The organism is Henriciella marina, assembly GCF_027213945.1.
GTDB classification, from domain to species: domain Bacteria; phylum Pseudomonadota; class Alphaproteobacteria; order Caulobacterales; family Hyphomonadaceae; genus Henriciella; species Henriciella marina_A.
This window is the reverse complement of record NZ_JAPWGW010000001.1, coordinates 261,094-276,436: the sequence shown is the minus strand read 5'-3', so window position 1 is coordinate 276,436 and position 15,343 is coordinate 261,094. Positions and strand designations below refer to the sequence as shown.

Sequence of the window (15,343 nt, the reverse complement as noted above, 5' to 3'; positions counted from 1 at the left end):
GTCAGATCACGGCAATCTTCTGCCAGATCTTGCGCGAAAAATCGCTCGTCAGCTCCTCGACCTCGTTGACGGCCTGTATCGTGATGGTATCACGCGAGTGAGCAAGATAAAGTGCGGACAGCTTTCCAGTCAGCGACAGCATTTCACTGCAATAATCGAGATAGCGGCGAAGCTGGAACGGGGTCAGGTCGCGCGCCGGGCTTGAGGCGGTTCGTTCGCTTCCTTCGAGGACCGATACCGGCGTCTTCGTCAGCTGGTGAGTATCGATGACGTGTGCGACCGAGCGAAGCTCATGGAGCTGGTCGAGCGCGCGCCGGCGTTTTGTACGCGTTTCCAGCGTGAGCAGGAACCAGATACCCGCGCTGAACAGGATTATGACGTTCAGCAGGGCTTCGAGACCCGCAAAGAACTGAAGCCCCTGTAGCTCAACCCCGTTGAAATCGAGCGCTCTCCCGAGAAGGAATACCAGACCGATGCCGGCGGCCAGCAGAATGAGAACAAACAATCGAAGAAGCAGATTGGGTTTGCTTAGAGAACGCGCGGTCTTTGCAACTTTTGGCGCAAGAGCAACGAGTTCTGTGGCTACGCCAGCCAGCCCTCTGTCCGGAAAGCGCTCGTGAATTCGCGCTTCAAGGCGCTTCAGCGTCTCGATCAGCTGAACGTCGTTAAGCTCTCGATACTTCGGCAAACTGCGTCCCCCACTGCGCACCGCTTAGCCTAGGCCGTTTCACCAGTCGCAGCCAGCAATTTCAAAGTCCCGTCAGTCGGCGCTCTTATCCTCATAGCCGACCAGCCGCAGCGGCCGCGCCTTGCGTCCTTTCAGCTCGGCCCAACGCACCAGCGCATCTTCGCGCCCATGCGTGATCCAGAGCTCCTTCGGATCCACCTCGCGGACCGTATCGGTCAACTCGTCCCAGTCGGCATGGTCGGAAATAATGAGCGGCAGTTCGACGCCCGATTGCTTGGCGCGTTGGCGCACGCTCATCCAGCCCGACGCGAAACAGGGCAGGGGGTCAGGGAAACGCCGGCCCCACTTGTCATGGAAAGAAGAGGGCGGGCCCAGCACGATCTTGCCGCGAAACCGCTCATGCGCGCCGCGCTCTGATGTCTCCAGTGTCGCGGTTTCCAGTGGGCCGAGCGCAACGCCGTGATCTTCATAAAGCTGACAGAGTTTTTCCAGCGCGCCGTGGATATACAGCGTCTCATGATACCCGGCTTCCCGAAGCAGCTTGATCACACGTTGCGCCTTGCCGAGGGCGTAGACACCGACAAGGTGCGTGCGCTCCGGGAACATCGCGACGCTGTCCAGCAGTTTGCGGATCTCACCATCAGTGTCCGGATGCCTGAAGACCGGCAGGCCAAACGTAGCCTCGGAAATGAAGACATGTGTGCCGGGCACAGGCTCGAACTGGCGGCAGGTCGGGTCGCGGCGGCGCTTATAGTCGCCGGTACAGACCATACGCAGGCCCTTCCATTCGACAACGACTTGCGCAGAGCCCAGGACATGCCCGGCGGGCGACATCCAGACAGTAACGCCGTTTATCTCAATCGTCTCGCCATACTCGATCGGCTGGCGGCTCGTGGTGAATTCCTCGCCATAACGCGCTTCCATGATGGCGAGCGTTTCAGGCGTCGCGAGAACAGCGCCATGTCCGGCGCGGGCATGGTCGGCATGGCCATGCGTCACCACGGCGCGGTCGACCGCCCCCCGCACCGGGTCGATATAGAAGTCGCCGGGCGGGCAGTAGAGCCCCTTCGGCGTGGGATGTAGAAGCAAGTCGGGTCTGATCATCGTCAATGCATATAGGTCGCGATGCGCCGTCTTTCCCGCCATGTTTCTGCCTTTTCCGCATGGGAGACACAGCAAATTCTGTCCCCTTGCCCGGCAATTGGAGTGACCCCGAATGCGACGCCTTTTTCTCTCAGCCCTGATTGTTACCGCGCTGGCCGTAAGTCCTGCCCAGTCCCAGGAGGGCGGCGAAACAGAGATCATGCAGAAGGCGCTGGCAGCAGGCTACAAGGCGCTCTTTACCTGCTCAGCGACGTTTACAGCCGACAAGAGCCGAGCTGAGATCGAGTATAATGAGCTCGACGGCATTTATACCGATTATCGCGGGCCGATGCGCTCTACGTCGGAAGCGAACATCTCTGACCGCTCGCGCACCGTCGCGGTCCGCTATGCGCCCGGCGAACCACCGCGCATCGCCGCCTGGCGCGAAGGCTTCGGTTGCTCGCTCCTGCCGATTGGAGCCGGGCTCGACGATGTCGATGTACTCCCGCGCTTTTCGGATGAATTCCCGATGCGCCAGCGCGATAGCTCGACCGCGCTTGGTCAGGCGGTCCAGCTCATAGATGCCTCGCCCTACGCAGCCCGCCTTGAAGAGCCAGTTCGCGCTGCTTTTGACGGTCAGACCTATGGTGATGACACGCGGACCAGCGCCGTACTCGTCGTCATGGACGGTCAGATCATGGCAGAGCGCTATGCTCGCGGCATCAATGCCACCACGCCGCAGCGCACCTGGTCGGTCGCAAAATCGCTGACCGCCAGCGTCATTGGCGCGGCCATCCAGCAAGGGCTCCTCGACCTTGACCGCGCGCCGCTTCTCGACGCCTGGTCGCGCAACGGCGACCCGCGCGGCGAAATCACGCTCCGCAATGTCCTGCAGATGGCGAGCGGCCTTGATTCCGGTGTCGCTGGCAACCGGACCGACCGTACCTATTTCGGTGGCGCGCTCGTGACCGACACAGCCTTTGTGAATCCGCTGGAGATCACACCGGGTGAGCGTTTTAAATACTCCAATTACGACACGCTGGCCGCCATGCGCGCGTTGCGGGAAACCATGGACGATGACGGCGCTTTCTGGGGCTTTCCATATGAAAGCGTCCTCTGGAAGATCGGCGCGATGAACACCGTTCTCGAAACCGACTGGGCAGGCGACTTCATCTCGTCCAGCCAGGTCTGGATGACCGCCCGCGACATGGCGCGCCTTGGACAGCTCTACCTTCAGGATGGCATGTGGGGCGATGAACGTATCCTCGCCGAAGGCTGGACCGATTTCGTGTCTTCGCCGGGTAAGGCCCAGCCGGACCGCTCATCCAGCCCTTTTGGCTATGGCGGCAGCTTCTGGTTGATGGACCGCTCCGAGGGCGTTCCGGCCGACACCTATGCCGGTTTCGGTAATCGCGGCCAGTATCTCGTCATCATCCCGTCGCTGGACATGGTCATCGTGCGCCGCGGCTTCGATACCGCTGATGGCGGACGTTTCGACGTTGCCGCCTTCACGCGCGATGTCATCTCCGCGATCAATCAGGGCCATACGGACAGGCTGGACGCGCAGGCAGAGGCAACTGCGGCAGAGGCGGGCTACAACTAATCCAGCGCGCGGGTTCGCAGGACTGGCCTGTTCGCGCTATGTGCTAATCCATGCCGGACGCTGCGCGACCAGATTTCAGCCTGCCTGACCGCTTTTCCGACTGGTTCGCCAGCCGGAACTGGGCGCCGCGCAAGCATCAGCTGGACCTCACCGAAACCGCGCTCGCAGGCGATAGCGCGCTGCTGATCGCGCCGACTGGCGGAGGCAAGACGCTGGCTGGCTTCATGGCCAGCCTGATCGAGCTGTCAGAGCGCCCGAAATCCAATTCAGGCCGGCCGGCGCTTCACACGCTCTACATCTCGCCGCTCAAGGCGCTCGCGACCGACGTTGAGCGAAATCTCAACACGCCGGTGGCGGAGATGGGCCTCAATATCCGTATCGAAACGCGCACCGGCGACACACCACAATCGAAACGCCAGCGCCAGCGCTCCAATCCGCCGGACATCCTGCTGACGACGCCGGAACAGCTCGCGCTCTTCCTTGCGTCTGACCACGCCGATGAGTTCTTCTCGGACCTCAAATGCGTGATCATCGATGAGATCCACGCCATCGCCGCCTCCAAGCGCGGCGATCTTCTCTCACTCGGCCTCGCCACGCTGGCTGAATGGGCACCCGCCTGCCGCTTCATTGGCTTGTCGGCCACGGTCCGCGACCCGGCCCAGCTCGCGGGTTGGCTGCCTAAGCGGGATGCGCGCTCCACTGCGCTTATCCACGCCGAAGGCGGCACCAGCGCCAATATCGACATCCTCGTCTCGCGAGAGCGCATCCCATGGTCTGGCCATTCGGGCCGCTTCGCCGTCCCAGAGGTCTATGAGGCCATCAAGGAAGCGGAGATGGCGCTCGTCTTCGTCAACACGCGTAGCCAGGCCGAAATGCTGTTTCAGGAGATTTGGCGCGCCAATGAAGATGCGCTCCCCATTGCGCTCCACCATGGCTCGCTCGCCCGCGAACAGCGCCGCAAGGTCGAGGCCGCCATGGCTGCGGGCGTTCTCAAAGGTGTTGTCTGCACCTCAACGCTCGATCTCGGCATCGACTGGGGCGGGGTCGACCTCGTCATCCAAATGGGCGCCCCGAAAGGCGCTGCCCGTCTCATCCAGCGTATCGGCCGCGCCAATCACCGCATGGATGAGGCAAGCCGCGCGCTGCTCGTTCCCACCAACCGGTTTGAGATCCTCGAATGCCGCGCGGCTGAAGCCGCCGTTGAGGCAGGGGAAATCGACGGCGAGCCCATGCGCATCGGTGCGCTCGATGTGCTCGCCCAGCACATTATGGGCCGGGCCTGCGGTGTCGGGTTTGAGCTGGAGCCGCTCTTCAACGAGATCCGCCGGGCCGCTCCTTATGAAGACCTCGACTGGGAGACTTATGAGCGCGTCGTCGATCTCGTCGCCACGGGCGGATATGCTCTCAAGACATATGACCGCTTCAAACGCATTGTGCGCGGGCGTGACGGCATTTGGCGCGTGCGCACGGCCCGGGATGCCCAGCAGCACCGCATGAACGTCGGCGCCATCGTTGAAGCCCAGCTCATGAATGTCCGCCTCACGAGCTTCGTCGGCAAGGTCGGTGAAGCGTCCGGCGGCGAGGAGCTGAAGAAGGTGCGCGGCGACCAGCGCACCATGCGGGCAGGTCGCAAACTCGGGGAAATCGAAGAATATTTCATCTCGACACTGACGCCGGGGGACACTTTTCTCTTCGCGGGCGAAATCCTTCGCTTCCTTGGTGTGTCGGAGCTTGATGTACTCGTCACACGCGCGAAAACCGACAAGCCTGCCATCCCGACATATAATGGCGGCAAGTTTCCGCTCACCACATTCCTGGCTGACCGGGTCCGCCACATGATCCATGATCCGGACCAGTGGTCGGGCCTGCCGGATCAGGTGCGTGAATGGTTCGAGATCCAGCGTGAGAAATCAGAAATCCCGCCGCCAGACCATTTGCTGGTAGAGACCTTCCCGCGTGCGGGCCGCCATTATCTCGTCTCCTATCCCTTCGAGGGGCGCCTCGCCCACCAGACGCTCGGCATGCTGCTGACACGGAGGCTGGAGCGGGCCGGGGCCAAGCCGCTCGGCTTTGTGGCCTCGGAATACGCGATGGCAATCTGGGCGATGGAGGATATGGGCAGTGTCGACATGGACGGGCTCTTTCACCCGGACATGCTGGGCGACGACCTTGAGGAATGGCTGGATGAAAGCCCGCTGATGAAGCGCACCTTTGCCCAATGCGCCCAGATTTCAGGCGTCATTGCGCGCCGCCTTCCGGGCAAGGAAAAGACGGGCCGTCAGGTCACTTTCTCGACCGACCTCATCTATGACGTGCTGCGCAGCCATGAGCCCGATCACATCCTATTACAGGCCGCCCGCCAGGACGCCGCGACGGGTCTGCTCGACATTCGCCGCCTGTCAGACATGCTGGCCCGTATCCGCGGCAAGATCGATCATCGCCCGCTGGAGAAGATCAGCCCCTTCGCCGTCCCCGTCATGCTGGAGGTTGGCCGTGAGCGTGTGAATGCCGAAGGCGTCACCGACGCCATTCTGCGCGAAGCCGAAATGGACATCATCCAGGAAGCGATGGGGCGTTAGCCCGCTTCATCCTTCGACAAGCTCAGGATGAGGTTTCAGACGCCCTTGGGCCTCATCCTGAGCCTGTCGAAGGACGAGGCTTATTTGGAGGCTGGGCGACCCGCTAGAACTTCACGCCGCCCGACGCGATCTTCTTGTAGGTCTCAGGCGTCACCAGCTCATACGTCCCGGTCTCAGCGTCAAAGTACCAGACCTTGTCCCCGGCGCGCTCCGGGTCGAAGCCATCCTTCACAAGGTCGCTCTTGCGATATTTGAAGGTCGTCGTGGTCGAGGCTTCCTGCTGCTCGCGAATGAAGACAGGCACCGCATATTTCGGCAGGCGAGAGGACAGCTTGTCCAGCACATCCTTGTAATCGAGATAGCCAGTGGTCGTGATCGAGGCCATGCCGGCCTTGCCGTCCGTCCCCGGGATCGGCACGCCATAGACGTTCGCCGTCTCAACGCCAGGCACGCCGGCCAACGCGTCGGCGACCTCATTTGTCGAGACGTTCTCACCTTTCCAGCGATACGTGTCGCCCAGCCGGTCAACGAAATAGATGTAGCCATGATCACCAAGTCGCATCAGGTCTCCGGTCCGGAACCAGGCATCGCCTTCCTCGAAGACATTGCGCAGGACCTTGGCTTCGGAGGCGCGCTTGTCGTGATAGCCCTCGAACCGGGTCTCCATATCATCACCGATACGACCGAGCGCTTCACCCGTCTCGCCGCGACCAGCGCGAATGCAGCGACCATCTTCATCACGAAGCGGCGACTCTGTTTCCGGATCGACCTTCACAAAAGCAATGTGGTCGAAATATTTGGCGGCATAAGACGGGATGCGGCCACATGCGCCTGTCTCGCCATCAAAGTTCATCAGCTTCACATTGCCTTCGGTCGAACCATAGAACTCGATCATGGTCGGGATGTTGAAGCGCGACTTGAAATTGCCCCAGATTTCGGAACGCAGACCATTGCCAAAGCCTTTGCGAACCTTGTGCTTGCGCTCTTTCGCATGGGCAGGCTGGTTCAGGAGATAGCGGCAAAGCTCCCCGATATAGACAATCGTGGTCACGCCGAAATCGGCGCAATCATTCCAGAAGCGGCTAGCGGAGAACTTCTCGCGTAGCAGGATGGAGGCGCCGGTATAGAGTGCGATACCCACTGCGCAGAGACCGCCTGTGCCGTGATAAAGCGGCAAGGTGATATAGACGCGGTCCTTCTGTCCCATCTCCAGCGGGGAAATGAAGCTGCGCATCATGTTTCTCACGCGTGCGATCGACATCTTCGCAGCTTTCGGCAAGCCCGTTGTGCCGGATGTGTAGGAGTAGAGGCATATATCGGCATTCGTCAGGCCGGCGCGGTGGCTGCGGTCCGGGCGCTCAGAAGACTGCGCTGCCAGTTCGACGTCCAGGGGTGATCCAACCTCGCCCCCAAGCGTCCAGACCGGCTGGCGGATTTGCACCATTTCAAGCGAACGCATCGCGCGGTCCTGGCTTGCGCCCGTGATGATCAGCTTCGGTTCAACAGTTTTGAGCGAATGAACCAGCGCCTCGCCGGTGACATTGGCATTCACCAGTGCTGTGATCACGCCGATCTTGGAAAGGCCATACCAGGCGGCGATATAATCGGGACGGTTCTCCATGAAGAGGGCGACCGTGTCACCCGCCTTCAGGCCTTCGCCAAGCGCCCAGTGCGCAAACCGGTTGGCCTGCTCGTCCAGCTCGCCATAGCTCGTCGTGCGCCCTTCGAAAATGAAGGCCACATTATCGCGATAGGAATCGACAGCCGCTTCGAGGTCATCTGCCACAAGCTCGGTCGACTCATTCGTGACCGGGTCGCGCCACTTCTTCGCGCGCAATAGGATGCGCACAGTTTTGGCCTCACGTACGGCTGATTTGAGCAGTCTCATCACCATCAACACCCTTGCCTCTGGCGCGCGGGGGTGCAGTCTGTTGTCGCTGCTTCTCTCCGGCGCGCCTGTTTTCAGTCACCGCCGGGAGTGATAAGCGCGCCTTGGTTAAGGTCTGATGGGAAAGACAATCGAATATGACAGATGCCGTTTCCGGTTTGTTAGAACTTCTCGATGTCGAGCGTCTCGAGGTCGACCTCTTTCGGGGTATCACGCCTGAAGAAGAGGCTGGGCGCGAGCGCGTCTATGGCGGGCAGGTGATCGCGCAGGCATTGGCTTCGGCCTATCGCACCGTAGGCGAGGACCGCCTTTGCCACTCCCTGCACGCCTACTTTATCCGGCCGGGCGACCCCAAGATCCCGATTGTATATGAAGTCGACCGCTCGCGTGATGGCGGAAGCTTCACGACCCGCCGAGTCGTCGCCATCCAGCACGGCCAGCAGATTCTCAATATGTCAGCCTCTTTCCATGTCCATGAGGATGGTTGGGACCACCAGCATGACATGCCGGACGTGAAACAGCCTGAAGAGCTGATGTCCCGCCAGCAACTCGCCGAACAGTTCAAGGACAAGATCTCTGACGAGCAGCTGAAACACTGGATGCGTCCGCAGCCCTTCGAGATGAAGGAAATCAGCGGTCTTAACCCGTTCAATCCAAAGCCGAAATCAGACGTGAACTATGTCTGGTTCCGCACCGACGGAAAGGTGGAGGCGTCGCCAGCTATGCAGCACTGCCTCGTGGCGTGGGCCAGCGACATGAACCTTCTCGGCTCCAGCCTGCGCCCGCACGGCCTGCACTGGATCAACAAGGAGTTGATGACCGCCAGCCTCGATCACGCCATCTGGTTCCACGCTCCGGTGCGCGCCGATGAGTGGATGCTCTATGCGATGGACAGCCCGAAAGCTGGCAATGGCCGCTCCTACAATCGCGGCCTGATTTACACGCGCGACGGCAAACTTGTTGCCTCGACTGTGCAGGAAGGCCTTATGCGAAAGCTCAAGCCGCGCAAGAAGGATTGATGTCGCTCGCCTGACGGCCTAGCAGGCCATCCATGCTTACGATCGACAGTCTCACCTACCGGATTCAGGGCCGCACGCTGATGGAGGATGCCTCGGCGACCCTCGCGGCTGGCTGGAAAGTGGGCCTCATCGGCCGCAATGGCACCGGCAAGTCCACTCTGCTGCGCCTTATCCGCGAGGCAGGCGACGAAGCTGACAGTGCGATCCGTATCGGCAAGGCCGCGCGCCTTGGCTGGGTCGCGCAGGAAGTTGAAGCCTCTGACCGCACCATCCTGTCCGAAACGCTGAGCGCGCATACCGAACTTGCGCAGCTCATGCATGACTCAGAGACGGTCACCGACCCGCAGGAGCTTGCGAACGTCTATGAGCGGCTGACGGCCATCGATGGCTGGTCAGGCGAGGCGCGTGCTGCCTCCATCCTGACCGGTCTCGGCTTCACGCAATCAGACCTGACGCGCGCCTGCCGGGAGTTTTCCGGTGGCTGGCGGATGCGCGCTGCGCTCGCTGGCGTCCTCTTTGCTGAGCCAGACCTCCTGCTGCTTGATGAGCCGACCAACTATCTCGACCTGGAGGGCGCCGCCTGGCTTGAGAGCTATCTCAAACAGTATCCGCACACCGTCCTGCTGGTCAGCCATGACCGCGAGCTTCTGAACAATGCCGTGACGCATACGCTGGCGCTCGAGAACCAGAAGCTCACCGTGCATCCCGGCAATTACGATAGCTGGCAGAAAAAGCGCGCTGAACAGCTGTCCCAGCTCGAGGCCCAGAAGGCCAAGCAGGACAAGGACCGCGCCCACCTTCAGAGCTTCGTCGACCGGTTCCGCGCCAAGGCCTCCAAGGCGACGCAGGCCCAGTCCCGCATCAAGATGCTGGAAAAGATGCAGGAAGTCGTCATCCCGCTGTCAGAGCGCACGCACCCTTTCGAATTTCCTGCGCCCGACCAGCTCGCCTCACCGCTCTTTGTTCTGGATGAGGCTGATCTTGGCTATGCTGAGGACAATCCGGTCCTGCGCGGCGTGCACCTGCGCGTCGACAATGATGACCGTATCGCCATTGTCGGGGCGAACGGGCAGGGCAAGTCGACGCTGGTAAAGTCTATCGCGGGCCGGCTCGGCCTGATCGATGGCAACCGGGTTGCCGCCCCCAAGGTCGAAGTCGGCTATTTCAGCCAGGACCAGCTCGATGAGCTTAGTGTTGGAGACAACGCACTCGATCATGTGCGCCGGATGCGCCCGACGGCGACAGACGGGCAGGTTCGTTCTATCGTCGCCAATATCGGCTTCAACCGCGACAAGGCGGAAACCAAGGTCGAAAAGCTTTCGGGCGGAGAGAAGGTGCGCCTCCTGCTCGGCCTGATGGCGCTGAAGTCGCCGCACATCATGATCCTGGACGAACCGACCAGCCACCTCGACATCGATAGCCGCGAAGCGCTCATCCATGCGCTGAATGACTATGAGGGCGCTGTCCTTCTCATCACCCACGATGTCTATCTCGCCGAAGCGACGGCTGACCGGCTCTGGCTGGTCAATGAAGGCCGGGCCGGGCCGTATGAAGGCGATCTTTCAGATTATCGCGCGCTGGTGCTTCAGGCCGACCGGGCCGCTTCGAAAAATGCGCCGGTCGCTCCTGCTGCGCCATCGCCGCCACCTGCGCCAAAGCGGTCAGATAGCGAAATTCGCCGCGCCACCGCCGACATCCGCAAGCGCATTTCTGCGGCCGAGCGCGAGATGGAAAAAATTCGCAAGGAGCTTGCCGGCATCGACGCTGAGCTCGCCGACCCGACCCTCTATGACGTTGATCCTCAAAAGGCGGTGTCACTTGGCAAATCGCGTGACCGGCTTAACGCCGCCCTCGATGCAACAGAAGAAACATGGCTTGCGGCCAGCGAGGAGTTCGAGGCAGCCGCCAGTGCCTGATGGCCATAATTCGGCCATGGCTTGGCGGCCAACCTGATATTGGAGACTTTCGCTGGTTGGCGATGCTCCATACCCTGTTGTGAATTCGCGGCGCATGCCGTCCCCAAACCGGTAGAAGGGCCCCTCAAATTGCGCAGACCAGCAAAAGCGACGGCCTTGTCAATCGCCCTGCTTGCTGCGGCGGTGACCCTCCCGGCCTGCGACGTCGCCCTGCCGGAAGAGAGCGGCGACTACTGCCGATCCATTACTTTCCGCTCTCTGCCCTATACGGTCTGCACTTTTCGCGCCGATCGCGATGATATCCGTCTCTTCTATGCCGATGGCGACGATGGCCAATACCTTCAATTCAACGCGCTAGCCGACACTCTGGAAGCGCGCGGCGAATCCCTCGTCTTCGCGATGAATGGCGGGATGTATCACGAGGGGCGCCAGCCTGTTGGTTACCTGCGCGCAGAGGACGGAGACCGCGCCAGCGTGAACACGAATGAAGGTCCGGGCAATTTTCACATGAAGCCGAACGGCGTCTTCTGGCTGGAAAATGGGCGCGCCGGTATCTCCGTCTCAGAAACCTATCTCGACGAGGGCCGGGATCCCGAATACGCGACCCAGTCCGGGCCAATGCTGGTCATTGATGGGGATATCCATCCGGCGCTGAATCCCGACGGCACCTCCCGCAAGCGCCGCAACGGTGTCGGCGTCAGTGCGGACGGGCGCACGGTCCACTTCGCCATTTCGGACACGCTCGTCACTTTCCACGATTTCGCGAGCCTCTTCCGGGACCGCCTCGAAGTACCGGACGCGCTGTTTCTCGATGGGCAGGTTTCGCGCATCTATGCGCCGGCGATGAGCCGTGATGAGCAGGGCGCGGATATGGGACCGATCGTCGGTGTTGTGGAAAGATGAAGAAGATAGAGCTTTCTGACGAACGCCGCGATGCCCTCGTTGCTCATCTTCAGTCGCTCTTCTCCTCAAGCTTCGACGAGACCCTGAGCGATTTTCGGGCAGGCGAGATCCTCGAACTCATGCTGCGTACGCTCGGCCCGACCGTCTATAATCAGGCGGTTGCAGACGTGCGCGCTCACCTTGAGGGCAAGCTTGATGACCTCGACGGAGAGGTGCGTGCCGAAGAAAATTGACGGGCCAAATGTGTAACGTTGACGTTACGCATTATTCTGGCTAGCGTGTAACCTTGGCGTTACATGGAGAGCTGGAATGTCTGACGAAGTCGAGAAACTGTCCCGCAAGCGCCGCCGCCTGCTCATTTTCATGGCGATTGCCTTTGCCATCTGGCAGCTGGCAGGCCTTGAGATGTTCAGTGATCTCGCCGGGGTCGACAGACGATTGACCAGTTTCGCTAGCCTTTTTGCTTTTGTCGTCTGGGCGGTAATGCTGTTCATCCTGATGCGTCAGCGCGGCGTGAAACGTGCGCCGCCTAAGACGCGCGCAGCGCTTGATGATGAACTTGTCCAGCAAAACCGGATGCGCGCCTTCCAGACAGGCTTTTGGGTGATGCTGCTGACTGCAGGTCTTGTTTTCACCGCGTCGCATTTCTTCAGGATCGAAGGGAATGTCGCTGCACAGCTTATTCTTGTGGCCGGTGTCGTCGGTCCAATGCTTGCCTTTGCCAGGCTGGAAGGCCGCGATGCCTGACCACCCTGACTTGCAGACAGCGCTCAAGCACTACCGCCAGGCAGCAGGTCTCACGCAAGCAGATCTTGCGGCCAAGGTTTCAGTCAGCCGCAAGACCATCAATACGATTGAAAACGGGGTCTTCGTCCCGACAACTGTCCTGGCACTAAGGCTTGCGCGCGTGCTGGACTGTCGGGTCGAGGATCTATTCAGTCTGCGCGACTAGTACTCGTCGTCGCCTTCAAGCGCTTCGTCAGCTTCATTGACGATGTTGCGCGTGGCTTCTCCGGTCTCTTCAGCGGCCGCGCCCAGGAACTCGTCCATACGCTCGCCAGCACCTTCAAAGGATCCTTCTGCAATGCGGAAGTATAGGAGGATGATCAGAAAGATTGCGGCGATCAGAACGATCAGGCCGGAAAGAAATTTACCCATCAGCTTAGCCCTCTTGGATCTGGAACGCCCACGGCCACCCGCCACGGGCTTCATTCAAAATCCTAACACATTATTAAGGTTTTAGTTCCCGCACGCAAGCTTGGACTTTGCCGCCGAAGTCCCCCATCTCCATCTCAGACGCGCTCACCTCAACCGGAAGGACAGATTGATGGCAGCCCTGACGCTTTATGGCCTGAAAAATTGTGACACCTGCAAGAAAGCCATGTCGGCCCTTGATGCTGACGGCCATGACGTCACGCTCGTCGACATTCGCGCCGATGCCGATCTGCAGGAAAAAGTCCCGCTCTGGCTGGAGGCTGTCGGCCCCGACAAGCTCGTTAACAAGCGCTCCACAACGTGGCGCTGCCTCTCCACCGAAGAGAAATCAGAGGTCGAACAAGGCAAGGCAGAGACGCTGCTCGTCCAGAACCCGACACTTATCAAGCGTCCGGTCATCGAAACGGGCGCCGATGTCTATGTCGGCTGGACGAGCGATGTACAGGCTGTCTTCTAGGCTGTCTGGCCAGTTCCCTAGAACAGGGCGAACCAGAGACAGCCAAGTCCTGTCGCCAGCATGACGATGGCGGTCAGCAGTGTGCCGAACATCCGGCCCGGGCTGCCGCCGCTGGAGCCGCTTAGTCCGACGGCGTGAAGGATGCGTCCGATGAGGAACAGCGCGCCAAGGCCATGGATCAGCAGAACGGGGGCCGACAGCACGCCCAGTCCCAGAATGCCGATTAGCGTTACCGGTACATCCTCAACCGCATTGCCCTGAACCCGTTGAGCCCGCTGCAGGCGCTCATTCGCGCCGTCCCCGAAGATGATCTTCTCGGCTGAACGCACTCTGCCGACATTCACCTTGAGCAGGATGAACAGGATGATGAAAAGTCCTACGTACAGGATAGCGGCTTCAATTGATGTCATGGCGTTTCCCCTTTGCTGGCGCGTCTGACGCGCGCATCAAGGCATCTCCGTCGAACTTCGCAAGCTGGTCAAGGCCTTCGCGCCGAAAACAATCCCCCAGCTTGGTTTTCTAAAGGTCATCAGGGAACGGGAAAGGTGGCAGCTCCGTTAATTGGCCAGACTGTAGCAACTCAAGGAGAGAAAAATGAAGAAGATCATTACCGCTCTTGCGACCACCACGATTCTCGCAGCTGGCCCGGCCTTCGCCGACCACCACATGGAAGACTCCTCTTCCGAGGACATGACCGCAGAAGCGGAAGTTGAGATTGAAACGGAAGTCGAAACCTCCGACGCGCCGACGCCGCCGAAGTCAGAGCCAGAAACAACGACAAGCACGACAACGACCTATCAGAACACCGACACTACGCCGGACAGCGTCATGACGGACACTGACACGGTCGTGAATGATCCTGTCGCGGAGACAACCCCGCCAGCAACAACGTCGACGACCACCACGACAACGATGGACACTTCGACAGACACTGACAAGATGGAAACCGAAGTGACGACGGATACCGGCACGTCGGCCATGGTCGAGCCAGACATGACGACCACGACGCAGACCGTCGAAACCACCGAAGCCGAGACCGAAGACTTCGTTCGCACCAGCACCACTACGGTGCCGAGCAATGAACTAAGCTCATCCATGGCCGTTCAACTTTTCCTCAGCATCGATGGCAATGGCGATGGCATGATATCGCAATCAGAGTGGAGCAACTGGCAGAACCGCTCGAATGTCGGCGACGACCTATTCAGCAAGTATGACGCTGATGGCGATGGCGACATCGAACTCAGCGAATATCTGAAGACCTACAACGCATCATAGGCTGGATGCCGATAACGACGAGGAAGCCCGCTCCACTGGCGGGCTTTTTCATGCCTTGTCCCATTGAAACGCGCGCAGTCCGGCGCGATAGCCAAAACATGCTCATAGCGTTCAATAAACCCTTTGGCGTCCTTTCCCAGTTTACCGATAAGGGAACAGAGGGAAGCCCGCGCCAGACCCTGTCCGACTTCATTGATCTGCCGGGCGTTTATCCGGCGGGCAGGCTTGACCGGGACAGTGAAGGCCTGCTCCTGCTGACCGATGACGGGCGACTGCAGTCGCGAATTGCCGACCCACGCCACAAAACGGAAAAGACCTACCTCGCCCAAGTCGAAGGCCTGCCCAAGCCGGACGCGCTGGAGGCCTTTCGCAAGGGTCTTGATCTTAAAGACGGCCGTACCCGGCCGGCAAAAGTGAAGCAGGTCGAAGCGCCTGAAGGCCTATGGGAGCGCGACCCACCTGTCCGTTATCGCAAGACGGTGCCAGACTGCTGGCTGGAAGTGGGCCTGCGCGAAGGAAAGAACCGGCAGGTCAGACGCATGACGGCCGCCATCGGCCATCCAACTCTCCGCCTGATCCGCATCCGGATCGGTGACTGGTCCTTGGACGATCTCGCTCCCGGAACCTGGCAAGAAGTCGCCCGATAATCCGCGGCCAGTCTGCGGCAAAAAGTTGAACGAATTTTACCCATATAACCCGGCAGGGTGATGCGCGCCG

Annotated in this window: 16 protein-coding genes; 11 read left to right on the top strand and 5 right to left on the bottom strand. The window is 60.4% G+C overall.

The annotated features are described in order from the left end of the window. Position 1: 1 nt before the first annotated feature. Together O4G74_RS01350 and O4G74_RS01345 are read right to left on the bottom strand one after the other, a co-directional pair. Positions 2-688 carry a hypothetical protein gene (locus tag O4G74_RS01350; protein WP_269400875.1) on the bottom strand — a complete coding sequence of 229 codons (687 nt, stop codon included), beginning with the start codon at positions 686-688 and terminating at the stop codon, positions 2-4. Between the two features lie 72 nt (positions 689-760). Then, positions 761-1,792 (bottom strand): ligase-associated DNA damage response exonuclease, encoded by a 1,032-nt coding sequence (locus O4G74_RS01345; protein ID WP_269400874.1) that lies wholly within the window; start codon positions 1,790-1,792, stop codon positions 761-763. Between the two features lie 112 nt (positions 1,793-1,904). Here O4G74_RS01345 and O4G74_RS01340 point away from each other — a divergent pair, with 112 nt between their 5' ends. After that, complete coding sequence (locus tag O4G74_RS01340) at positions 1,905-3,374, top strand: serine hydrolase domain-containing protein (protein ID WP_269400873.1); 1,470 nt, start codon at positions 1,905-1,907, stop codon at positions 3,372-3,374. A gap of 50 nt (positions 3,375-3,424) precedes the next feature. Beyond that, positions 3,425-5,953, top strand: coding sequence for a ligase-associated DNA damage response DEXH box helicase (locus tag O4G74_RS01335; protein ID WP_269400872.1), 2,529 nt, complete (start codon positions 3,425-3,427; stop codon positions 5,951-5,953). Between the two features lie 103 nt (positions 5,954-6,056). Here the strand turns inward: O4G74_RS01335 and O4G74_RS01330 are convergent, their stop codons facing one another. Continuing rightward, a complete protein-coding gene (locus tag O4G74_RS01330) occupies positions 6,057-7,841 on the bottom strand; it encodes a long-chain-acyl-CoA synthetase (RefSeq protein WP_269400871.1) in 1,785 nt (594 codons plus the stop codon). 137 nt (positions 7,842-7,978) lie between these two features. On the opposite strand from O4G74_RS01330, the gene O4G74_RS01325 reads away from it, so the two are divergent. The 6 genes from O4G74_RS01325 (at position 7,979) to O4G74_RS01300 (ending at position 12,631) form a co-directional block, all read left to right on the top strand. Further along, positions 7,979-8,860, top strand: coding sequence for an acyl-CoA thioesterase (locus O4G74_RS01325; protein WP_269400870.1), 882 nt, complete (start codon positions 7,979-7,981; stop codon positions 8,858-8,860). Positions 8,861-8,892: 32 nt separating this feature from the next. After that, positions 8,893-10,776 carry an ABC-F family ATP-binding cassette domain-containing protein gene (locus O4G74_RS01320; protein WP_269400869.1) on the top strand — a complete coding sequence of 628 codons (1,884 nt, stop codon included), beginning with the start codon at positions 8,893-8,895 and terminating at the stop codon, positions 10,774-10,776. Between the two features lie 129 nt (positions 10,777-10,905). Beyond that, entirely contained in the window at positions 10,906-11,679 is a 774-nt protein-coding gene (locus O4G74_RS01315; RefSeq protein WP_269400868.1) for a phosphodiester glycosidase family protein, read from the top strand. Beyond that, positions 11,676-11,912 (top strand): DUF2164 domain-containing protein, encoded by a 237-nt coding sequence (locus tag O4G74_RS01310; RefSeq protein WP_269400867.1) that lies wholly within the window; start codon positions 11,676-11,678, stop codon positions 11,910-11,912. Before O4G74_RS01315 ends, O4G74_RS01310 begins: the two co-directional genes overlap by 4 nt. A gap of 76 nt (positions 11,913-11,988) precedes the next feature. Then, positions 11,989-12,426, top strand: a complete 438-nt coding sequence (locus O4G74_RS01305) for a hypothetical protein (protein WP_269400866.1) — start codon at positions 11,989-11,991, stop codon at positions 12,424-12,426. Continuing rightward, a complete protein-coding gene (locus O4G74_RS01300) occupies positions 12,419-12,631 on the top strand; it encodes a helix-turn-helix transcriptional regulator (RefSeq protein WP_269400865.1) in 213 nt (70 codons plus the stop codon). The genes O4G74_RS01305 and O4G74_RS01300 overlap by 8 nt, the downstream gene beginning before the upstream one ends. On the opposite strand, the gene O4G74_RS01295 is transcribed toward O4G74_RS01300, so the two are convergent. After that, positions 12,628-12,837: a hypothetical protein gene (locus tag O4G74_RS01295; protein WP_119379592.1), complete on the bottom strand. Its 210-nt coding sequence runs from the start codon at positions 12,835-12,837 to the stop codon at positions 12,628-12,630. The genes O4G74_RS01300 and O4G74_RS01295 overlap by 4 nt on opposite strands. A 169-nt stretch (positions 12,838-13,006) precedes the next feature. Between O4G74_RS01295 and O4G74_RS01290 the strand changes: the two genes are divergently transcribed. Next, entirely contained in the window at positions 13,007-13,351 is a 345-nt protein-coding gene (locus O4G74_RS01290) for an ArsC/Spx/MgsR family protein (protein WP_269400864.1), read from the top strand. A gap of 17 nt (positions 13,352-13,368) precedes the next feature. Here O4G74_RS01290 and O4G74_RS01285 read toward each other — a convergent pair whose 3' ends face one another. After that, a complete protein-coding gene (locus O4G74_RS01285; RefSeq protein WP_269400863.1) occupies positions 13,369-13,761 on the bottom strand; it encodes an MAPEG family protein in 393 nt (130 codons plus the stop codon). A gap of 184 nt (positions 13,762-13,945) precedes the next feature. Between O4G74_RS01285 and O4G74_RS01280 the strand changes: the two genes are divergently transcribed. Both O4G74_RS01280 and O4G74_RS01275 read left to right on the top strand, forming a co-directional pair. Continuing rightward, entirely contained in the window at positions 13,946-14,626 is a 681-nt protein-coding gene (locus O4G74_RS01280) for an EF-hand domain-containing protein (protein WP_269400862.1), read from the top strand. Positions 14,627-14,724: 98 nt separating this feature from the next. Further along, complete coding sequence (locus tag O4G74_RS01275) at positions 14,725-15,273, top strand: pseudouridine synthase (protein ID WP_269400861.1); 549 nt, start codon at positions 14,725-14,727, stop codon at positions 15,271-15,273. Positions 15,274-15,343: the final 70 nt, after the last annotated feature.